Origin of the sequence: Mesorhizobium sp. LjRoot246 (assembly GCF_964254115.1) — a bacterium.
Classification (GTDB): Bacteria; Pseudomonadota; Alphaproteobacteria; order Rhizobiales; family Rhizobiaceae; genus Mesorhizobium.
Genome location: NZ_CAXUSN020000001.1, coordinates 5,172,818 through 5,193,363 on the forward strand (window position 1 = coordinate 5,172,818; position 20,546 = coordinate 5,193,363).

Annotated in this window: 23 protein-coding genes; 7 read left to right on the forward strand and 16 right to left on the reverse strand. The window is 62.1% G+C overall.

What is annotated here, in order from left to right:
- Positions 1-21: 21 nt before the first annotated feature.
- On the reverse strand, positions 22-1,137 hold the full coding sequence (gene aroC / locus ACSQ3L_RS25420) for a chorismate synthase (RefSeq protein WP_436162405.1): 1,116 nt from the start codon (positions 1,135-1,137) through the stop codon (positions 22-24).
- A gap of 280 nt (positions 1,138-1,417) precedes the next feature.
- Here aroC and ACSQ3L_RS25425 point away from each other — a divergent pair, with 280 nt between their 5' ends.
- Positions 1,418-1,672 carry a DUF1344 domain-containing protein gene (locus tag ACSQ3L_RS25425; RefSeq protein WP_436162406.1) on the forward strand — a complete coding sequence of 85 codons (255 nt, stop codon included), beginning with the start codon at positions 1,418-1,420 and terminating at the stop codon, positions 1,670-1,672.
- Positions 1,673-1,736: 64 nt separating this feature from the next.
- On the opposite strand, the gene ACSQ3L_RS25430 is transcribed toward ACSQ3L_RS25425, so the two are convergent.
- The 4 genes from ACSQ3L_RS25430 to ACSQ3L_RS25445 all read right to left on the reverse strand — a co-directional run bounded on the left by ACSQ3L_RS25430 (position 1,737) and on the right by ACSQ3L_RS25445 (position 4,946).
- Entirely contained in the window at positions 1,737-2,324 is a 588-nt protein-coding gene (locus ACSQ3L_RS25430) for a histidine phosphatase family protein (RefSeq protein WP_436162407.1), read from the reverse strand.
- A 46-nt stretch (positions 2,325-2,370) separates the two neighbouring features.
- Complete coding sequence (fabI, locus tag ACSQ3L_RS25435; RefSeq protein WP_292185271.1) at positions 2,371-3,189, reverse strand: enoyl-ACP reductase FabI; 819 nt, start codon at positions 3,187-3,189, stop codon at positions 2,371-2,373.
- Between the two features lie 105 nt (positions 3,190-3,294).
- Complete coding sequence (locus tag ACSQ3L_RS25440) at positions 3,295-4,224, reverse strand: DnaJ C-terminal domain-containing protein (protein WP_436162408.1); 930 nt, start codon at positions 4,222-4,224, stop codon at positions 3,295-3,297.
- Positions 4,225-4,484: 260 nt separating this feature from the next.
- Complete coding sequence (locus tag ACSQ3L_RS25445; RefSeq protein WP_436162409.1) at positions 4,485-4,946, reverse strand: RT0821/Lpp0805 family surface protein; 462 nt, start codon at positions 4,944-4,946, stop codon at positions 4,485-4,487.
- A gap of 77 nt (positions 4,947-5,023) precedes the next feature.
- Between ACSQ3L_RS25445 and pdxH the strand changes: the two genes are divergently transcribed.
- Positions 5,024-5,641: a pyridoxamine 5'-phosphate oxidase gene (pdxH, locus tag ACSQ3L_RS25450; RefSeq protein WP_436162410.1), complete on the forward strand. Its 618-nt coding sequence runs from the start codon at positions 5,024-5,026 to the stop codon at positions 5,639-5,641.
- Here the strand turns inward: pdxH and ACSQ3L_RS25455 are convergent.
- From ACSQ3L_RS25455 to ACSQ3L_RS25470, 4 genes are all read right to left on the reverse strand, one after another.
- A complete protein-coding gene (locus ACSQ3L_RS25455) occupies positions 5,632-6,402 on the reverse strand; it encodes a crotonase/enoyl-CoA hydratase family protein (protein ID WP_436162411.1) in 771 nt (256 codons plus the stop codon). The two genes, pdxH and ACSQ3L_RS25455, sit on opposite strands and share 10 nt — an antisense overlap.
- A gap of 19 nt (positions 6,403-6,421) precedes the next feature.
- A complete protein-coding gene (locus ACSQ3L_RS25460) occupies positions 6,422-8,191 on the reverse strand; it encodes an acyl-CoA dehydrogenase (protein ID WP_436162412.1) in 1,770 nt (589 codons plus the stop codon).
- Positions 8,192-8,355: 164 nt separating this feature from the next.
- Positions 8,356-8,805, reverse strand: a complete 450-nt coding sequence (locus ACSQ3L_RS25465) for a hypothetical protein (protein ID WP_436162413.1) — start codon at positions 8,803-8,805, stop codon at positions 8,356-8,358.
- A gap of 159 nt (positions 8,806-8,964) precedes the next feature.
- Entirely contained in the window at positions 8,965-9,519 is a 555-nt protein-coding gene (locus tag ACSQ3L_RS25470) for a hypothetical protein (RefSeq protein WP_436162414.1), read from the reverse strand.
- 253 nt (positions 9,520-9,772) lie between these two features.
- Here ACSQ3L_RS25470 and ACSQ3L_RS25475 point away from each other — a divergent pair, with 253 nt between their 5' ends.
- A complete protein-coding gene (locus ACSQ3L_RS25475; protein WP_436162415.1) occupies positions 9,773-10,939 on the forward strand; it encodes a glycoside hydrolase family 25 protein in 1,167 nt (388 codons plus the stop codon).
- A 25-nt stretch (positions 10,940-10,964) separates the two neighbouring features.
- Here ACSQ3L_RS25475 and purD read toward each other — a convergent pair whose 3' ends face one another.
- Both purD and ACSQ3L_RS25485 read right to left on the reverse strand, forming a co-directional pair.
- Positions 10,965-12,242: a phosphoribosylamine--glycine ligase gene (gene purD / locus ACSQ3L_RS25480; protein WP_436162416.1), complete on the reverse strand. Its 1,278-nt coding sequence runs from the start codon at positions 12,240-12,242 to the stop codon at positions 10,965-10,967.
- Positions 12,243-12,399: 157 nt separating this feature from the next.
- Positions 12,400-13,215: a phytanoyl-CoA dioxygenase family protein gene (locus tag ACSQ3L_RS25485; RefSeq protein ID WP_436162417.1), complete on the reverse strand. Its 816-nt coding sequence runs from the start codon at positions 13,213-13,215 to the stop codon at positions 12,400-12,402.
- Positions 13,216-13,304: 89 nt separating this feature from the next.
- Here ACSQ3L_RS25485 and ACSQ3L_RS25490 point away from each other — a divergent pair, with 89 nt between their 5' ends.
- Positions 13,305-14,216: a LysR family transcriptional regulator gene (locus ACSQ3L_RS25490; RefSeq protein ID WP_436162418.1), complete on the forward strand. Its 912-nt coding sequence runs from the start codon at positions 13,305-13,307 to the stop codon at positions 14,214-14,216.
- 68 nt (positions 14,217-14,284) lie between these two features.
- Entirely contained in the window at positions 14,285-15,268 is a 984-nt protein-coding gene (gene ubiA / locus ACSQ3L_RS25495) for a 4-hydroxybenzoate octaprenyltransferase (protein WP_436163525.1), read from the forward strand.
- Between the two features lie 178 nt (positions 15,269-15,446).
- Here ubiA and ACSQ3L_RS25500 read toward each other — a convergent pair whose 3' ends face one another.
- The 4 genes from ACSQ3L_RS25500 to ACSQ3L_RS25515 form a co-directional block, all read right to left on the reverse strand.
- On the reverse strand, positions 15,447-15,611 hold the full coding sequence (locus ACSQ3L_RS25500; protein WP_436162419.1) for a hypothetical protein: 165 nt from the start codon (positions 15,609-15,611) through the stop codon (positions 15,447-15,449).
- 81 nt (positions 15,612-15,692) lie between these two features.
- A complete protein-coding gene (locus ACSQ3L_RS25505; protein WP_292185556.1) occupies positions 15,693-16,259 on the reverse strand; it encodes a DUF6101 family protein in 567 nt (188 codons plus the stop codon).
- A 191-nt stretch (positions 16,260-16,450) separates the two neighbouring features.
- Positions 16,451-17,881, reverse strand: coding sequence for an FAD-binding oxidoreductase (locus tag ACSQ3L_RS25510; protein WP_436162420.1), 1,431 nt, complete (start codon positions 17,879-17,881; stop codon positions 16,451-16,453).
- Positions 17,882-17,889: 8 nt separating this feature from the next.
- Positions 17,890-18,864, reverse strand: coding sequence for an L-threonylcarbamoyladenylate synthase (locus ACSQ3L_RS25515; protein ID WP_436162421.1), 975 nt, complete (start codon positions 18,862-18,864; stop codon positions 17,890-17,892).
- Positions 18,865-19,053: 189 nt separating this feature from the next.
- On the opposite strand from ACSQ3L_RS25515, the gene ACSQ3L_RS25520 reads away from it, so the two are divergent.
- Together ACSQ3L_RS25520 and ACSQ3L_RS25525 are read left to right on the forward strand one after the other, a co-directional pair.
- Positions 19,054-19,557 carry a hypothetical protein gene (locus tag ACSQ3L_RS25520; RefSeq protein WP_436162422.1) on the forward strand — a complete coding sequence of 168 codons (504 nt, stop codon included), beginning with the start codon at positions 19,054-19,056 and terminating at the stop codon, positions 19,555-19,557.
- 180 nt (positions 19,558-19,737) lie between these two features.
- A complete protein-coding gene (locus tag ACSQ3L_RS25525; protein WP_436162423.1) occupies positions 19,738-20,127 on the forward strand; it encodes a hypothetical protein in 390 nt (129 codons plus the stop codon).
- A 78-nt stretch (positions 20,128-20,205) separates the two neighbouring features.
- Here the strand turns inward: ACSQ3L_RS25525 and ACSQ3L_RS25530 are convergent, their stop codons facing one another.
- Positions 20,206-20,445 carry an ATPase gene (locus ACSQ3L_RS25530; RefSeq protein WP_436162424.1) on the reverse strand — a complete coding sequence of 80 codons (240 nt, stop codon included), beginning with the start codon at positions 20,443-20,445 and terminating at the stop codon, positions 20,206-20,208.
- Positions 20,446-20,546 lie beyond the last annotated feature (101 nt).

Here is a 20,546-nt window from a genome sequence, read left to right on the forward strand (position 1 = left end):
CTGTATCGTGCGGCCTACTGCTTATTCCCTACTGCCTATTCCCTTCCCTGTCTGTCCTCGATGACGCAGATAATGATCGGCGATGGCGCAGGCAACCATTGCTTCGCCGATCGGCACGGCGCGAATGCCGACGCATGGATCGTGGCGGCCCTTGGTCATGATCTCGACGTCCTTGCCGTCCTTGTCGATCGATTTTCGTGGCGTCAGGATCGATGACGTCGGTTTGACGGCAAAACGGGCGACGATCGCCTGGCCGGTCGAGATGCCGCCAAGGATGCCGCCGGCATTGTTGGACAGGAACACCGGCTTGCCATCATTGCCGATGCGCATCTCGTCGGCATTCTGCTCGCCGGTGATACGGGCTGCTTCGAAGCCATTGCCGATCTCGACGCCCTTGACGGCGTTGATCGACATCAGGCCGGACGCGATGTCCTGGTCGAGCTTGGCATAGATCGGTGCGCCGAGGCCTGCGGGAACGCCATCGGCGACGATTTCGATCACCGCACCGACCGACGATCCCGCCTTGCGGATCCCGTCGAGATAGCTGGTGAACACGGGAACGGAAGCCGGATCTGGGGTGAAAAACGGATTTTCGGCATCGCCGACGAAATTCCAGTTCCAGTTGGCGCGGTCGATCGATTTCTCGCCCATCGACACCAGCGCACCGCGCACCACCACACCCGGCACCACCTTGCGCGCCAAGGCACCGGCTGCCACCCGCGCGGCCGTCTCGCGGGCCGAGGAGCGGCCACCACCACGATAATCGCGCACGCCGTATTTGACGTCATAGGTGTAGTCGGCATGGCCGGGCCGGTATTGGCGGGCGATCTCGCCATAGTCCTTCGAGCGCTGGTCGACATTCTCGATCAGCATCGACACCGGCGTGCCGGTGGTGATCATCGTCTCGCCGTCCTCGTCGAGGATGAAGCCGGACAGCACCTTCACTTCATCTGGTTCGCGACGCTGCGTCACGAAACGTGACTGTCCCGGCCGGCGCTTGTCGAGTTCGGCCTGGATGTCGGATCGAGTGAAGCGAATGCCGGGCGGACAGCCGTCAACGACGCAGCCGAGCGACGGGCCATGGCTTTCGCCCCAGGTGGTGACGCGGAAAAGATGGCCGAACGTGTTGTGAGACATGAAATGACCCTGCCCGGCATCGGAGCCGGCTTGGCGCATGACCCCGAAAATCGGAGCGATTTTCGGAAAGGATCATGCGCAAAATCAAAAATGCTACAGCGTCCTTTGCGCGTCCAAGAGGACGCGCGACGCTGTAGGTTGCGTTCTATTGGCGTTTTTCACAGGGGTCAAACTGTGATCTGGCGGATTTAGTTTTGACACATTCGGTTGGTTTCTGCTCTGCTCCATCCGCTGTTGAACGCCCGCCGCCATGCCGGTGCAATGATAAAGAGGAACGATTATGCGTACCCTGATTGGCGCCGTTGCCGCCACGCTGCTGCTTTCCACCGCCGCTTTCGCCGGCCAGACAGAAGGTCTGATCAAGAAGATCGACAAGGACACGGCGACGCTGACGCTGGATGACGGCAAGTCCTACAAGCTGAATGCCGAGACAGATCTCGACTCGCTGAAGCCGGGCATGGACATCGTCATCGCCTACGACGTGACCAATGGCGAAAACGTCATCACGGATATGGAACTGCCAGACACCGAATAAGAGCTTTCAACCTGAATTGGGTGCAGTGCCGCCGGACTCAGCGTTTCGTTGAGCCGGCCCAGGGCTATAGCCACTCCAGACTCTTGCCCTCAAGCTTGAGCAGGCGATCGTGCGGAATTTCCAGCTTCGCGGCCTCGTCCTCTGCCACCCCAAGCACGAAGCGAAATAAGGTCCGCATAACCCCGCCATGCGCCACGCAGATCGTCTGGCGTTCTATCGCGTCGAACCAGGGCTTCACCCGTACGAGCAACATCTGATAACTCTCGGCGCCTTCGCCGGGCGGCTGAAAGTTCCATTTGTCCCGCGCCCGTGTCCGTCTAGCCCCCGGATACAGCGTTTCGAGCTCGGCAAAGGTAAACCCCTGCCAATCGCCGAAATTGACTTCGACCAGGCGAGGATCGGTTCGATAGGCATCCGGATCGAGTTTCATCGCGGCACGGATGCGTTGCATCGTTTCGCGCGTCCGCTTCATCGGGCTGGCGACGAAATCAAAATCCTCGGGATTTTGCACCAGTTCGGCCAACCGATGGCCATTTCCGGTCGCCTGTTCGCTGCCAAGAGCGTTGAGATCGGTGTCGGCCTGCCCCTGAAGCCGGGCTTCGGCATTCCACGCGGTCTGGCCGTGGCGCACGATATAAACCAGCGGGTACATCAGGTCTTCCGGTGCGGAATCGGGACGGACGACGTGTGGCGGGAAGTTAATCCTTGACCGTCGAAATGTCGGGCGCATCGACCGCTTTCATGCCGACGACGTGGTAGCCCGAATCAACGTGATGCACTTCGCCAGTAACGCCGCGCGACAAATCGGACAGGAAATAGACGCCGGAATCGCCGACTTCCTCCTGCGTCACCGTCTGCTTCAGCGGCGAATTGTACTCGTTCCACTTCAGGATGTAGCGGAAATCGCCGATGCCGGAGGCGGCAAGCGTCTTGATCGGGCCGGCCGAGATGGCGTTGACGCGGATCTTCTTGGCGCCGAGGTCGACGGCCAGATAGCGCACGCTGGCTTCGAGCGCCGCCTTGGCGACGCCCATGACGTTGTAGTGCGGCATCACCTTTTCGGCGCCGTAATAGGTCAGCGTCAGCAGCGAACCGCCATCGGCCATCAGCGCTTCGGCACGCTTGGCAATGGTGGTGAAGGAATAGACCGAAATGTCCATGGTGCGCAGGAAATTGTCGCGCGTCGTCTCGACGTAACGGCCGGTCAGCTCGTCCTTGTCGGAGAAGGCAATGGCATGGACGAGGAAATCAAGTTTGCCCCAGTGTTTGGCGACATTGGCGAAAACCTCGTCCAGGCTCGCCGGATCGGTGACGTCGCAATGGCCCGCGACAAAGGCGCCCAGTTCCGACGCCAGCGGCTCGACACGCTTCTTGAACGCCTCGCCTTGGTAGGTCAGCGCGATCTCGGCGCCATGATCGACGCAGGCCTTGGCGATGCCATAGGCGATCGATCTGTTGTTGGCGACGCCCAGAATAAGGCCGCGCTTGCCGGCCATTAGGCCCTGTCCACCCGCCATATGAGCGCTCTCCGCAAGGTTTCTGCTTTGTGGAGTGCCCTATCGCACAGGCACAGAGCCCCTTCAAGCGTTCAAACCGGACAGTTCGGGGGACAAAGCCGCCGATCAGCCTTTTTGGCTGCGCAACAGCGCTTCGAGCGCGCTATCGCCACCTTCCGGCAGCATAATCCGCACATGGGCGTAGAGGTCGCCGTGCCCGCCGGCCTTTTCCGGCAGGCCCCTGCCCTTCAACCGCAGGATCTTGTCCGAGCTCGACCAGGCGGGGATGTTGACCGCAAGCCTGCCGGTCGGCGTCTCGACCGGCACCTTGGCGCCGAGCGCCGCATCCGCCAGCGTCACCGGCAGATCGGCATGCAGGTCGCGGCCCTCGATGCGGTAGCGCGGGTGGCGGCGCAGATGGATCTTGACCAGCGCGTCGCCAGGCTGGCCCGGCCCCTGCTCGCCTTGGCCCTTGAGGCGGATGGTCTGGCCATCCTCGACATAGGCCGGCAGCTTGACGGCCACCTTGCGGCCGTCGGGAAACATCGCCGTCACCTTTTCGGCGGTCGCCGCTTCCTCGATGGTGATGTCGAGCGTCACGTTCAGATCGGCCGCGGTCGCCTGCTGGCGGCGATCGCCCATGCCGGGACCGCGCGCGCCCGAAAAGGTGTCGCCAAAAATCTGGCTGAAGATGTCGCTGTTTCCGTCGAACGGATCAACGCCAGGTCGGCCGGAGCGGAATTCGAACCGCGAGCCGCCCGGACCCTGTTGCCGGCGAAAGCCGCCAAAGGGATCGCCACCACCGGCAGCGCCTTCAAAGCCCTGGAATCGCGGCTTGCCATCAGCGTCGATCTCGCCGCGATCGAAAGCGGCGCGATTCTTTTCGTCGCCGACGATCTCGTAAGCCTGATTGGCCGCGGCAAAACGGTCCTTCGCTTTGGGATCATTCGGATTCTGATCCGGATGATGCTTCTTGGCGAGTTTCCGATACGCCGATTTTATGTCCTTGGCCGATGCGTTCTTGGCAACGCCCAGCACCTCATAGGGGTCGCGCATGCTTACTGCCCTGGAGAAGAGTTGAGTCTCTGGTTGCCTCCTATATGCGCTCGCATAGGAAGAAATTCCAGTGCTGGCGCAGGATATCGAAAGCGGAAAATCAGAGTCTGATCCGAAAGTCGGCGGCTGTCGACTGGCGAAGGATTTTTGTCGATCCGGAAGGAGCCGGTCGCAGCCGATATCGGGATATCGGCAAGATTGGCGATGTGCCGGGCGGTGAAAAGACCGCCGAGCCTATCCGATCGACTTTCGGATCAGGCTCAGAGCGCCTTGAAATCCTGCATGCGCCAGCCGCCGGCGCCGGCCAGGCACAGTTCGCCTTCGAACATGGCGACGCCGTCGAAGCTTTCGCGCGAGGCCTTGAAACGGCGGCAGGTCTGGCCATTGTCCTTCAACTCGGCCAGCTCGGTGATGGAACCGCGTGACCCGGTGCCGGCATTCGCCCATGGAACGGACTGCCCGCCGAGTTGCACGATGTCGGCCGAGGACACCGCGTTGCCGATCGTCGTCTGGTCGGAGTCGCGATCCGGATTGGCCGGCGCGGCTGAAGCCGATATGCTGCTGGTCAGGATCGAGCGGTCGACTTCGGCCTTTTCCAGGCTGAAGCCACCGGCACCGCAGGCGGCAAGTGGCAAGGCGACTGCCACGATCACGGCTTTCGTGCTGGCCGAAGCGATAACGCCCCATTGCCTGCTGTCAAAAGCTTGCGCGATACGCGACAATCGGCAACCTCCCCCTTGCTTCGTTAAGAATCTTGGCTTTGTAAGAATCTTGGCTTCGTGACAATTTGAGAAAAACTATGAGTGACACCGAGTTAACAAGCAGTGACTTTACCGACGCTGCCGAGCCGTTTCGCCTCTTTGCCGCATGGCTGGAAGACGCCACGAAGAGCGAGCCGAACGACCCCAACGGCGTAGCACTGGCGACCGTCGATGCCGACGGCATGCCGGATGTGCGCATGGTTCTGCTCAAGGGGTTCGATGAGGGCGGGTTTGTGTTCTATACGAATTTCGAGAGTGCCAAGGGCCAGGAGATTCTTGGCAGCATGAAGGCGGCGATGTGCTTCCATTGGAAATCGCTGCGCCGGCAGGTGCGCATTCGCGGCCCGGTGGAGATCGTCAGCGACGCCGAAGCCGACGCCTACTATGCGACGCGGCCGCGCGGCAGCCGCATCGGCGCCTGGGCCTCGAAACAGTCGCGCCCGCTGGAAAGCCGCTTTGCGCTGGAGAAGGCGGTGGCCGAATATACGGCACGCTATCCGATCGGCGAGATCCCGCGACCAAAGCACTGGTCAGGTTTCCGCATCGTGCCGCGGACAATCGAGTTCTGGCACGACAGGCCGTTCCGTCTGCACGACCGGCTTGTCTTCAGCCGCGACGCGAAAGGCGGTTGGGACAAGACGAGGCTTTATCCCTGAAGAAGAGGCTCAGCTTTCTTTCTTGTTATGAACGCCGTGAGTGCAGCGCGCGCCTCGTCGGACTTCAGCCGTTCGCGGAAATGCTCGCTTTCCTCGCCGATGCGGGCGACGAGATCGTCGCGCGAGCCGCGCATCAGGTCGCGCGCGATCTTCAGTGCCTGCGGCGGCTTGGCCGCGATCTGGCCAGCCGCCGCTAGCACCGAGGCCTCCAGCGCTGCTTCCTCGACCACCTCGTAGATCAGGCCGGCGGTCTTGGCGCGCTCAGCCGAAAAGCCCTCGCCAAGGCCGAGCAGCGCGAATGCGGCTTGCTGACCCAGGACGCGCGGCGCCAACAGGCTCGATCCCGCCTCCGGCACAAGGCCCAGATCGACGAAAGGCGTCCTGAACACGGTGCGCGGCGTGGCGAAGGTCAGGTCGCAATGCAGGTTGAGCGTGGTGCCGATGCCGACCGCAATGCCGTCGACGCCGGAGACCATCGGTTTCTCGACCTTGGCCAGCGCCATCAGGAAATCCCAGACTTCGGTGCCGCCGTCGCCGCCGGTGGCGACGACCATGAAATCGGCAAGGTCGTTACCCGAGGAGAAGGCGCCGGGCACGCCGAGGAAGACATGGACGCGGATCGCAGAATCAGCGTCGCCCTCGGCCAGGGCTTTTGACATTTTCGCATACATGGCGCGCGTCAGCGCGTTCTTCTTGTCCGGCCGGTTCATGCGGATGATCTGGATGGCGCCCTGGCGCTCGACGAGGATGTGGTCTGTCACGGTGTTTTCCTTGTGAACGTCAGGCGGAAATCAGTGCCTTACCGGCAGCTGCGAGGCTTTCGGCGCCATCGATGACGCGCGCTCTCAAAGCGCTGACCTCGCCGAGCAGGTTTTCGGCGAAGAAACGGCAAAGGGGAATACGGCCTTGATCGGCAAGAGCGCCCCGCGCCAGATAGACACCGCCGGCGGCAAGCGAAATCAGCCTGAGATAGGGTGTGGCACCGGCCAGCGCCTCGTCGGACCGACCATCGGCGGCCAGTTCTTGCAGGAAGCGGGTCGCTTGCGTCAGATCGCCCAGTGCCGCGTCGAGAGCATCGGCGGTGCGGCCGAAACCCTGCAGGTTCGAGGTTCGCACCGCGCCAGCCACATCAGCCAGTTCACCGATAAAGCCATGCACATGGTCGCCGCCGCCGAGCGGCAGCTTGCGCATCACCAGATCGATCGCCTGGATACCGTTGGTGCCCTCATAGATCGGCGCGATGCGCGCATCGCGATAGAAGGCGGCCGCGCCCGTCTCCTCGATAAAGCCCATGCCGCCATGCACCTGGAGACCGAGCGAGGCGACTTCGACGCCGACATCGGTCGAAAAAGCCTTGGCCAACGGCGTCAGCAGATTGGCGCGGTCACGCCAATGCGCCGCCTCGTCGCCAGCGGAGACGCGGGCCATATCGATGGCGTGGGCACAGGAATAGCTGATGGCGCGTGCAATCTGCGTCAGCGCCTTCATGGTCAGAAGATTGCGCTGGACATCGGGGTGATGGACGATCGGCGCCATGCCGGTGCCAGTGTAGCTCGCGGCCTTGCCCTGCCGGCGCTCATTGGCATAGGCGATCGCCTTCTGCGTCGCGGCTTCGGCGACAGCGACGCCCTGCATGCCGACACAAAGCCGCGCATTGTTCATCATGGTGAACATGCAGGCGAGGCCCTTGTTCTCCTCGCCGATCAGCCAGCCGATCGCGCCCTGTTTGGCGCCCTGAAAACCGTCGCCATAGATCATGGTGCAGGTCGGCGAGGCGTGGATGCCGAGCTTGTGCTCAAGACCCGAACAGAAAACGTCGTTGCGCGTGCCCAGAGATCCATCGTCGCCAACCAGGAATTTCGGCACCAGGAACAGCGAGATGCCGCGCGTGCCGGCCGGCGCATCGGGCAGCCGCGCCAACACCAGATGGATGATGTTGTCGGTGAAATCGTGCTCGCCATAGGTGATAAAGATTTTCTGGCCGAAGATGCGGTAACTGCCATCCCCCGCCGGCTCGGCGCGGGCGCGCAAGGCAGCGAGATCCGAACCGGCCTGCGGCTCGGTCAGGTTCATCGTGCCCATCCATTCACCGGAGACGAGCTTTTCGAGATATTTCGCCTTGAGGTCTTCGGAGGCGTGTTTGTCGAGCGCTTCGACCGCGCCCATGGTCAGCGTCGGGCCGATACCGAAAGCCATGGCGGCGGAGTTCCACATTTCGAGCGCCGCGACGCCAAGCATGGTCGGCAGCGCCTGGCCGCCATAGGCTTCAGGCCCGGAGAGCGCGTTCCAGCCGCCATCGATCCAGCGACGATAAAGTTCCTTCCAGCCAGGCGGTGTGGTGACGGCAGCGTCCTTCAGCACCGCACCTTGCTGATCGCCGATCTTGTAGAGGGGTGCAACCTCTTCAGTGGCGAAGCGGCCGGCCTCGCCCAGAACGGCATCGACCACATCCTCACCGAGATCGCCGAACCTGCCGGCATCAAGCGCCGATTTCATGCCGGCCACGTGCTTGAGCGTGAACGCAATATCCTCGACCGGTGCCCGATACATGCCGCTCACTCCTCCTGATGCATCGGCCCCGCCGACTCTAGAGCGAGTGCCACCGCAAAACCATCCGCTCTTTGAGCGGTCTCCCATCTTCTTTTTACGTAAACGTCAAATTTTGTCACGCGGATTTTGCGTTGCGACTGCGTTGACCGGCGAGGATGCAAAACTTACCGAGGCGGCCCGAGACGATGCCAAGCATTGCGCGCCTCGATCATCTCGAAATCTGATCCGGGGGTATAATAGCGACGGTGCAACCAGAAGAGCCGCTGGTGTTCGGGTTTCCCTGATCGGGTACCCGGATCGCGTCCCATGCGATCGCGAATCTCTCCTAGCGAAATCACATAGCATACCGGTTCTGAGCTAAGCGCAAACGCTATAAAGACCCACCACGGCGTAGTGTAACTCTCCGGCTCAAGTCCTAAATGTAAATCCTGTGGTTTGCTTGCGTGAGCCTTAACCTGAATCGGGTGCGTGACGCGCTCGTCTGCCGAGATAGCAAACAAGTCAGCACCTTTGGCATTGCGCACAGTAAGCATGACGTTCCAACCGGACATCGACAATTCACGGGCCACATGAAATACGCCAATGTTACCTGTGATTTGTTTATCACTACTCAATGGCGCCGCCTCCCCCATGCATCAATTCGACTATGCTTTTCATACTAATTGGAAAATTGCCAAACCACCATTGGCCAATAATAGTGACGGTTTGCCCTATCGTTTGCTAGCCGATTGAAACAGAACCATAATATTCTATTTCATGGCAAATTGCGACTTCTACATCTCAATCGATATCTTGATGGCGTCAGCACTGACGCCGAACTTTGCCGCAAGACCTGCCTTGGCCTCTTCAATAGTCAGAGGCATAACTACCGAGAATTTTTCATTATTAAGTGATCGAATTTCGTATTTAGAAAATTTCTTTTGATACCCGTGGTCGACGTCATTTTTCCCGTCAAAAAAAGCAATAGATACCATATCTGAGGCAGGCACGCCTGATGATTTCACTAGGCGATCTTTCCATGCATCGCGGAAAGCATTGACTGCATCAACTTTAGGTATCAAATAGATAGTAACCTCTTCTGTCTTTCTATCGCTATTGATATATAATAGATGAGTAATTTCATCTGTCAGTCCGTTGAAATCACATTCTGCATCGAGGCTTTGAGCGCGAATTATCGGCCCACCTTTGGTACCGACTTTTACATGGGCAAGTTTATCCGGGTTAATACGAACGTTGTAGCTTATTCCTTTTCCAACGCGCTCATAGCTGTACCCTGCCGCTCTAAGCAGCTTCAAACCAGTTTCCCGTACTTCCACAACCTTGTTCATCGCTTATCCAGTCTTTGATTTCCGTGTCCGACAATTTCATAAGTATGACATACATACTGGTATGTCAAGAAATTTATGGTTGACTTAGTGGCGCAGCACGATTTTTAGGCGAGATCCTCCCCAGCTCCGAATTCAGACGACTAGGATGTCGGCAGCCTTGCAGGACCGACCCGCAACCGGCAGCGCATCGAGAAGCACTTCCTTAACCATAGCGGTCCAGGATTTGCCTTTGATCAACGGGGATTCCCTGTTTTTGAAAAGGACGGCGCGCCTCCTTCGCCGCACAGCGCTTCTCGCACTCACGGCGACGATGGTGCTGTCGACGGCGGCAAAGGCCTCGGATTTCTCCGAGCCGTGGAAGGACGCCGACCGCGCCCTGGTCGTTGACGCGTACGAGTACAATTCCATCGACTGGGGCCAACTTGCCACCGACAAGAGGATCGTCGGCTTCATCAACAAGGCGTCCGACGGCATGCCGCCGCCCTATTTCTGCTTGGGCGGCGACGCCGAGGTGAAACTCTGCAAGGCGCTGTGGAAACGCCATGCGGTGACGCGCGAACTGTTCCAGACGCGCCGGGTGGTGGCCAAGGCACTCGGCCTGAAATGGGGCGCCTATCACCTCGCCCGCCCCGGCAATCCGGTCGAGCAGGCCAATAATTTCCTCGATTTCGCCGAGCCGGCGCCGGACGATCTCATGGCTCTCGATATCGAGGGCAACGATCCCTCGCAATGGATGTCGCTCGACGATGCCGAGGAGTTCGTGCGCCAGGTGCATCGGCGCATTGGGCGTTTCCCGGTGCTCTACACCAACGGCAAAACGGCCCAGTACATTGCCGACAACAGCTACAGGTACAGGCTGCTGTCGCGGCTGCCGCTCTGGTATGCCCGCTACAAGTCCGACATCGACGTGCATTTTCCGATGGGCAACTGGCAGGGCTACGCGCTGTGGCAGTTTTCGGCGCAAGCCAATTGCGGCCGGTTCCGCTGCCCTTACAGGGTCGCCGGCACGCCCAAGGACATCGACGTCAACGTCGCGCCGATGGATGCTGCCACGCTGCGTGACCAATGGCCGTTCGGTGGCCTTATCGACGTGCCCCCTGACTATCTCGCCTCGATACCGCTACCGGTCTCACGCGAAGCCGGTCTCGCCGGCAATGTCACCATCACCTATGCCTCGGTGGCGGCGCCGCCGACTTTCGAGGATATGGTCGCAGCGCTCGGTTCTCGCTGGTCGCGATTCCGCGACGGTTTCCGCATGCCGGTCGTGAAGACGGTGCCGCGAAGGCCAAGTTTTGGCATTGTCCAATATGTCGCCTGGAAGCGAACCGAGCAGCGCTCGCCGGCGCAACTCGACGCCGCCTTCGCCGCCGCCGATCCGCTCAGCACCGCTTCGACCACGATCGATCGCGGTTTGCGGTAGACTGCCGACCCTCCAATACCGACCTTCAGCCGGCCTGCTCGCGCGCCACGGCCTGCCAGCCGATGTCACGGCGGCAGAAGCCATCCGGCCAGTCGATGCGATCGAGCGCGGCATAGGCTCGTCTCTGCGCCTCGCCGACCGTGGCGCCTGATGCCGTCACGTTGAGGACGCGGCCGCCATTGGCGACCAGCGCGCCGCCGTTGATGGCGGTACCGGCATGGAATATCTGGACGCCGTCGCCCGCCGCATCTTCGACACCGCGGATGACCGAGCCCTTTTCCGGCGTGCCGGGATAGCCTCTCGCCGCCATCACCACGGTCAGTGCCGCCTCGTCGCGCCAGCGCACCGAGGTGTGGGCAAGTTGGCCATCAACTGCCGCGTTGAGCAGAACCAGCAGATCGTCCTTCAGCCGCATCATCAGCACCTGGCATTCCGGGTCGCCGAAGCGGGTGTTGTATTCGATCAGCTTCGGCCCCTTGTCCGTGATCATCAGCCCGGCAAACAGCACGCCGGAGAAGGGCGCACCCAGTTCGGCCATGCCGCGCATGGTCGGCTCGATGATCTCGCGCATGGTGCGTTCGACCAGTTCCGGCGTCATCACCGGGGCCGGCGAATAGGCGCCCATGCCGCCGGTGTTGGGGCCGGTATCGCCATCGCCAACGCGCTTGTGATCCTGCGCGGTGCCGAAGGGCAGCGCGGTGGTGCCGTCACAGAGGCAAAAGAAACTCGCCTCCTCGCCGGTCATGAATTCCTCGACCACAACTTCCGCGCCCGCGATGCCGAAGGAACCATCGAAACAGGCATCGAGTGCGGCCTGTGCTTCGCCGAGCGTCATGGCGACGGTGACGCCCTTGCCGGCAGCGAGCCCATCGGCCTTGATGACGATCGGTGCGCCGGTCTTTTCGACATAGGCCTTGGCCGAGGCCAGATCACCGAAGCGGCCATAGGCGGCGGTCGGGATGTTGTAGCGGGCACAGAGATCCTTGGTGAAACCCTTCGAACCCTCAAGCTGCGCGGCGGCCTTGGAGGGTCCGAAGACGCGGATGTCCTGCGCGCGCAGATCGTCGGCAATGCCGGCGACCAGCGGCCCTTCCGGCCCAACCACGACGAGGTCGATTTTTTTGTCCTTGCAGAACGCGGCCACGGCGGCATGATCGGTGATATCAAGCTTCACCAGTTCGGCCTCGCTGCCGATGCCTGGATTGCCGGGGGCGGCATAGAGCTTCGTCAGCAGCGGCGATGCGGCGATCTTCCAGGCGAGCGCATGTTCGCGGCCGCCGGAGCCGAGAAGAAGAACGTTCATGGCCACCTCTTGATGCCTATTTCCCTTGGAGCACCCGCTATTGCTCTCTGGGCGACTGGTCAAGGCATCAGGGTGCTTTGATGGGAATTGCACACGGGAACGTCACCCCAGCCGAAAATTGGAGGCGGACGTCGCCGCCGATTTTCTGGCAATTCGCTCAGCCCTGGTGGACCACGGGAAACCAGTCCTCGCGCAGCCTCTGCCCCGGCTGCATGCCATGGCCATGATAGGGCGGCGAGGTGCGCCCCGGCCGCTCGACATAGCGCGCATCGTCACCGACCCAGCGCAGCGACAGCGCCCGGCGTCGTGCCGCTGTCATGTTGCCGCGCGCGCCATGCGCGGTCCTGAAGTCGAACAGGATGGCGTCGCCCGGCTCCATTTCCCATTCGAGCACCTTCAGCGAGGGATCCTTATCGGGATCGGGTACCGGCAGATAGTCGCCTTCGCCGGCGTAAAAATTGCTGTCGTCGAGCCAGCGCACCGGCAGGATCATCTTGTCCCATTTGTGCGAGCCGGCGATCAGGCGCAGGGTCGCTTCCTTCACCGGGTCGATGGGGATCCAGAAGCTCACCGTCTGCCGGCCATCGACGAAGTAGTACGGGATGTCCTGATGCCAGGGCGTCGGCTTCTGCGTACCCGGTTCCTTGACCAGCACGTGATCGTGGAAGAACTGTGCGGTGCGCGACTGCATCACCGCCGCCGCCAGTTCGGCGGCCGGTGATTCCCGCACCACCTCGACGAATTCAGGGATGCGTTCCCAGTTGCAATAGTCGTCGAAGAAACTGCCGCGACCGTTGGCGATGTCGGACGCGGTGGCGCTGCGGTTCTGTATGTTGCGCTCGATGCCGGCGGCGATCGTGTCGACCCAGCCCTTGAACGCACCGCGAATACAGACCGCGCCGTCACGCTGATAGTCGGCAATCGTGGCTGCGTCGATCAGGGTTGCGTCGAGTGTGGCAGCTTGGGAAGCCATGGCGTTCTCCTCTTGGAATGAACCGACTATCGCAACCCTCATTCATTCAGTAAAATAATAACTTTCCATTTGGTACATAGGACCGCCCTATGAATGTAACCCTCACCCAATTGCGTTATCTCGTCGCCGTGGCGCGCCACGGCAGCGTCACCGGAGCGGCCAAGGTGCTGAACGTCTCGCAGCCGTCGATTTCGGTGGCCATCGATGCGGTCGAGAAGAATTTCGGCCAGAAGCTGTTCGTCCGCCAGCGGGGAAGCGGCGTATCGCCGACATCGTTCGGCCGCGCCGTCGTGGCCAAGGCAAGACAGGTTCTCGCCGAAACGGACGAACTTGTCGGCCTGGGTTCAAGCAGATCGGCTGTCGGCGGGGAGTTGGTGCTGGGATGTTTCGAGGATCTGGCGCCGTTCTTCGCGCCGGCACTCATTCGCGCCTTTTCCGAACGCTATCCGGCCGTGAAAATCGTCGTTCGCGACGAGACGTTCGAGACGCTGGGACGACGGCTCGGCGATGCCGCCATCGATCTCGGCCTCACTTATGATCTCAGCCTGCCGACACATTTCGCCCGCGTCCTGCTGCGCGAACTTCGTCCGCACGCGCTGCTGCCGGCGGGCCATGCCCTGGCGGACCGGCCAACGGTCAGTCTTGCCGATCTGGCCGCCTATCCGCTGATCACCACAGACCAGCCGCACAGCTGGCAGCATATGCTCGACCTGTTCCGCAGCCGTGGCCTTTCGCCGGTGGCCGACATGACGACAAGCTCGTTCGAACTGCAGCGCAGCATGGTCGCCAACGGCTTCGGCGTCGCGGTCAGCTACACCCGCCCGCATGGCGACCGCAGCTATGACGGGCTGCCGCTCATCTGCAAACCGCTATCGGATCCGCTGCCCATGCAGCGGATCCTACTCACCTATGACACGCATCAGCGTGTGTCGAATGCGGCGCTGGCCTTCGTCGACGTGGCCAAGGGTTGGTTCTCCACCCGCGACATCTTTGCCTCGTGAAAGGCTGAGGGGCGCCGCTCCACCGCTTGACGCTTGACGGTTTCCGCCGCTGCTGCCACTCCAAGGGGATGGAAAACATCCAGTCGAAAGCGGCCCAGGGCCGTGTCGCCGATGCGCCGAACGGCCATTGGGTCTACCGCGTGCTGCCGCGCTCGATATGGCCCTATGCGCAGCTTGCCCGGTGGGACAGGCCGATCGGATGGCAGTTGCTGCTGTGGCCGTGCTGGTGGTCAGCCGCCCTTGCGGCGAGCGCTTATCCGCGTCCGGGCGACCCGCTCCTCTCGCTGCTGCCGTCGCCATTGTATCTCGTGCTGTTCCTGGCCGGCGCCATCGCCATGCGCGGCGCCGGCTGCACCTACAACGACCTCGTGGACGAGGACATCGACAACCAGGTCGAGCGCACGCGCTCGCGGCCGCTGCCGTCGGGCAAGGCCACGCGCCGGCGGGCATGGCTGTTTCTCGTCCTGCAGGCACTGGTCGGCCTCGTGGTGCTGATACAGTTCAACAGCTTCGCCGTCCTGCTCGGCATCTGCTCGCTGGCCACCATAGCCATCTATCCGTTCATGAAGCGGATAACCAACTGGCCGCAACTGGTGCTTGGCCTTGCCTTTTCCTGGGGCGCGCTGATGGGATGGGCGGTCGAGTTCGGCGATCTCGATGGGCCTGCTGTCATGCTTTATATCGGCTCAATCCTGTGGGTGATCGGCTATGACACGATCTACGCGCATCAGGACAAGGAAGATGACGCCATTGTCGGCGTGCGCTCAACGGCAAGGCTGTTCGGCGACAACACCAAGGCTTGGCTGGCAGGGCTTTATGGCGGCACGCTGATCTGCTTCGCCATTGCCTTCGCGTCGGCGCAGGCGCCGGTGGTGGCGCTGGCCGGGCTGATCGCGGCCGGCGCCCATATGGCTCGGCAGATCGCGGTGTTGGATATCGACAATCCGGACCAATGCTTGCGGCTGTTCCGATCGAACAATCAGGTCGGCTGGCTGATCTTCCTCGGCCTGATCGGCGGCGCCGTGTGGGTGGCGCTGAAGCCGCTGGTTTAAGTCAATTTGAGCTGGAAAGATTGAAACCACCTTCCAGAAAGTCCGGCGTTACGCCTCATCACGCTGCCGAGGCCGACTGGTCCATTGGCTATCCGTTTGCGGATCGGACGAAATCGATCGCGCCGCTTCCAGCCACGTAGTGGATTATGCCTGCTTCGACGGTCTCGATCATCACACCTTAGGACAGGATGCCGCCGCCCAGTGTTTCAGTCGTGGGCATATCCCATGTGTCATAGCCTTCTGCAAACTCACGATTATCCAAGTCGCAGACGATCACTCCCTGCATGCCGTCGGCAATAACCTCGTCGCCGATCTTGATCGTCTGCCCCGTCGCGTATTGCATTCGCAACCTCGTTCCTTCACGAACCTTGCATCGGTCTGAGCCATGGTACGCTTGCGAAACCGGCGCGGCGCAGCGGCTAAGCTACTCTCGCGAGATAATCTCCTGGCCGTCGATGACCAGCCTGAGACCAAGGTCGCCGGCCCTGCGGCGGGCGAGGAAGCGCGGGCGGCGCGTGTTCGAAATGCGTCCCTTGCGGCGATCCTGCGGCGGCAGCGTCTTGATGGCGGCGCCGAGCGATTCTTCCAGGGTGCGGGCAACGCCATCCGATTCGATCAGCAGCATCGGCAGACGGTAAGCGTCGGCCCAGGCGCGCCAGTCGGCGGCGACATCGTCGAGATCGTCGGCGACCAACAGCGGCACCGAAAGCATCGGATCGTTGTGCAGGAGTTCCAGGGTCACCGTGACATTGCCCTCGGGATCCTCCATGGCGCGGGCGGCAACGCCGCGGAACGCATTGGCGGGCAGAACGATGATCGCGGGCAGACCGCTCATCTCGAGCAGGCGGCGGATCACGGCGCCGCGCTGGTCGATGGTGAAGGTCACATCGCCGTAGTCGTCGCGTGTCGCGTAGCTCACCACTTGCGGCAGGCGAAATGGGTCGAGACGCATGTTGCGTCCCGCCCAGACTGGCTTCAGTCCGGTGTTCATGCTCATAGAGTGCCTTCCTGTCTGTCTCCTGAGAGCCGGTGTCCGGTTCTCTCCGGGCCGGTTTTTCCAGCCTCGTTTGTATGGAGACAGTAGCGCCGGCTTCTTACCGCCGCGCTTAAGAAAGTCGGTTAAATTTTGCTGATCTCAGGGATGGTTATCGGAATCCCACCAGCCACAATATGTCGAAAGGATCAGATAACCTTACCGGGATTCATGATGCCGGCAGGGTCGAAGGCAGCCTTCACCCGGCGCATCAGATCGATCGCCATCGGCGGCGCGGTGGCGATCAGTTCGTCGCGCTTCAACTGGCCGATGCCATGCTCGGCCGAGATCGAACCGTGCAGGCTGCGCACCACGTCGTGCACCGCCTTGTTCATGGGATGATAGAGAGCGAGAAATGCCTCGTCGTCGCCGTCGACGGGCCGCGAGATGTTATAGTGGAGATTGCCGTCGCCCATGTGGCCGAAGCAGACCACGCGGGCGCCGGCGCTCACCGACGCCACCGCGCCGGCGGCTTCTTCGATGAAGCGCGGGATCGACGCAATAGGCACCGAAATGTCGTGCTTGATCGAGGCGCCCTCCGACTTTTGCGCTTCGGGCAGCAGTTCGCGGAAATTCCAGAAGGCATCCCCCTGTCCGAGGCTCGCCGCAATGACGGCGTCACCGACGAATTCCTGATCGAGGCCCGCCGAGAGCACGTCCTCGATCAACGCCCGCGAATCCTCCGGTGAACGGCCCGATGAAATCTGCATCAGCACGTACCACGGCCAGTCCCCGACCAAGGGCCGCACCACGCCCTGGGCATGCGCCAGCGTGAAATCATATGGCCGCTTGCCGATCAGTTCGAAGGCTGTGAGTGCCGCCCCGGCACGATCCATGGCCAGGCTGAACAGGGAAAGTGCCGCTTCAGGCGACGACAGGCCGACGAAGGCGACTTCGCGCCCCTTCGGCTTCGGGAACAGCTTGAGCACGGCGGCGGTGATGACACCGAGCGTGCCTTCGGCGCCGACGAACAGGTTTTTCAGGTCGTAGCCTGTGTTGTCCTTCTTCAGCTTGCGCAGATCGTCGAAAACCTCGCCGGTCGGCAGCACCACTTCGACGCCGAGGCAGAGTTCGCGCGCATTGCCGTAGGCAAGCACGCCGGTGCCGCCGGCATTGGACGACAGGTTTCCGCCGATCTGGCAGGAGCCTTGCGCGGCCAGCGACAGCGGGAACAGCCGGTCGGCGGCATCCGCCGCCTCCTGCAGCGTCTGCAGGATGACACCGGCCTCTACCGTCACCGTGTTGGACAGGACATCGATCTCGCGGATGCGGTTCAGCCGCGACAGCGACAGGATGATCTCGTGGCCGGATCTGTCCGGCACCTGGGCGCCGACCAGGCCGGTGTTGCCGCTTTGCGGCACGATTGGCGTGCCCGTCTCGGTCGCCAGCCGCATGATTCGGCTGACCTCGTCGACGCTGCCCGGCCGCAGCACCAGCGATGTCGCACCGTGCCAGAGCCCGCGCCGTTCAATGAGGTAAGGCGCGATGTCGTGCTCGTCACGCAACGCATATTTGTCGCCGACGATCGCCGCGAAGCGATCGATGAGAGCGGGATCGAGTCTGTTTGAATTTTCGGTCATGGGGAAAGCTATGATGTGGCTTGTGTGTTGTCACGAGGGGCGGCCGCGCGCGAGAGGCGATCATTGATCGCCTCTCCGAGACCGTCGAAGGGAACCGGCTCGACGGCGATGGCCTGTGCGCCGCTGCTGTCGAGTTCCTGCATGTAGGCGAACAGATTGCTCGCCGCTTCGCGCAGGTCTCCGGTTTCAGACAAATTGAGGAAGGCACTGGCGTGTCGCCAGCCTTCCGCCCGCTGGCCGCCGAAGGCGAGCAAGGCCTCGCCCTCGCCGACCGTGCCGGCGTTGAGCCGCATCGCAGCGCCCGGCGCATAGTGCGAGGCGAGCATGCCCGGCGCCTCGACGCCGGTGGTGCCGCCGCGCAACAGTTCCATGCCGATGACCGCCTCGATTTCCTCGGCGGCAATGCCGCCGGGCCTCAGCAGCCGCACTCTGCCCCCTTCGGCCTTGACGATGGTCGATTCCAACCCGACCGGGGTGGCGCCGCCATCGACCACCAGCTTTATGCGCGCGCCGAGATCGGCCGCCACCGCTTGCGCGGTCGTTGCACTGATCCTGCCGGATGAATTGGCGCTGGGCGCTGCGAGCGGGCGGCCCAGCCTGGCGATCAGATCGCCGCCAAAGCCCCTCGGCATGCGCAAGGCAATCGTATCGAGCCCGGCGGTGACCAATGGATGGATGCCGTTGCCAGGCCGTTGCGGCAACACCAGCGTCAGCGGACCGGGCCAGAACGCCAGCGCCAGTTTCGTCGACAGCGGATCGAACAGCGCGAGGCGCTCGGCCATCGCCATGTCGGCGACGTGGGCGATCAGCGGGTTGAAGCGAGGGCGCCCCTTGGCTTCGAAGATGCGGGCCACGCCGATGCCGTTGGTGGCGTCGCCGGCAAGCCCGTAGACGGTTTCCGTCGGGATGGCGACGACATCGCCGGCCCGGAGCAGCGCCAGCGCCCGCTCCAGGGCCTCGCCCGAGCTAAGTATTTCAGCCACTCTCGTCACCTCACAGATGCGGGGTGCGTAATACGATGGCGGCCGTTGGGCAAGCCGGCTGTTGGGCAACTCTGTTGTTGGACAAATCGGGGCATTGGCGATTTATCAATTCCTAAAATGCTACGTTTCCGCGAAAGCCCGCATCAATTGCGGCCTGCTATTGAGCAGCTTCTGGGTAAAAGGGGAGCTATGTCAGTGTCTGTGCGCATACTGATGGGGATTGTTCTGGCCGCGGTGACCGGTGGGGCTCAGGCCTCGTCACTGGTTTTTCCGGGTGCGCCTTCCTCGACACCATCGATCGTCAGGATCGGTGCCCCCAGCCAGCCTAAAACCGCCGATGCAGTCAACGCCAGCGATCCGAAGTCGGTGGTGGCAATAGGGGAAGCGCAGCCCGACGTAACCGATGAAAAGGTGGCGGCGATCCCGGACAAGCCAGAGGCCAGGCACGGCTTCCAATCAGGCCCGATGGTCATTCGTGGCGGCGTTACTGGTCCCGACTTCCCGGCGCCAGCGCCAACCGCTGCACCAGAGACAGGTGCCGCGCCAGCCGCCGAGACCGCGCCGGCGGCAGGCTCCGCGCCGGCAACGGCCTCCGCGGCACCCTCGGGCAACGCTGAGGCCCAATCCACCCCGCCGAGTGCTCCGGGGGAGGCAGCAGGTGAGCGGATGCCTCCCAACGGCTATGCCAAGTAGCCCCGGCTCAACGGCAGCCTGACGTTGTTGGCGTGACTTGACGGCGGTCTGGCGCCCGGCGCACCATTGCCGGGCAAACCCCGCTTCGGTTTATTTCAGCCGTGAGGGCGCCATCGGCTAGATTTCGTCAGGCGGCTCCTGCAGACGGGATTTCATCGCTAGGGGCAAAGGGGGTTGACCATGAGAAAATCTGGAATCGTCACCGCGGCAGGCATTCTGCTGGCGTCACTGCTTGGCGTCGGAACGGCTCATGCCGACGACATGCTGGGATCTTATGTTGCGCGCATTTCCGATCGGGATCATCAGGCGAGTGATGGCTATGCGCTGGACAATGCCGCGCAAATGGTGCGGCAGGACCGCGCCAACTGGCACAAATTCCACCGCCGCGACAGCGACGACGAGGGCGATGGCTGGTTCAGGACCAACGACCAGCGCGCCGACTTGCAACGCATGCTGGAGCGCGGCGGCGCCATGAGCTCCTCGACCAAGCGCGCGATCGTCAATGGCGAGCCGCTGATCCAGGTCGACGTCTACGAAAACAGCGTGCGCGTCAGCATTCTCGAGAACTGACGGGGCAGCACCCGGAAGGGATGACGAAAAAGGGCGGCGCGTTGGCGCCGCCCTTTTTCGTCAATAGCGGCTGAAATCTCAGGCGGCTTCTTCCTTGTCGTCGTCGTCTTCGTCCTCATCTTCTTCGTCGTCATCCGAGAGCGTGGCGGCTTCGGCAGACTCTTCGCCTTCTTCATCATCGCCGTCATCGTCAGACAGGTCAGCGGCTTCGACAGCGGCGGCGGCGGCATGATCGAGGATGGTTTCGGAAGCGGATTCAAGCGCCTCGGCCGGAGCCGGGGTTTCTTCTGTCACTTCGATGTCGTGATCGGAATTCATGGAAGCCTCCGTGGGGTTGGGGAACATGTCCCTTTTGCCACGGAGAGGTCATCGCCATATGACTGTAAGCCGGCGCGAACGGCCGGCGGCAAAGAATATTT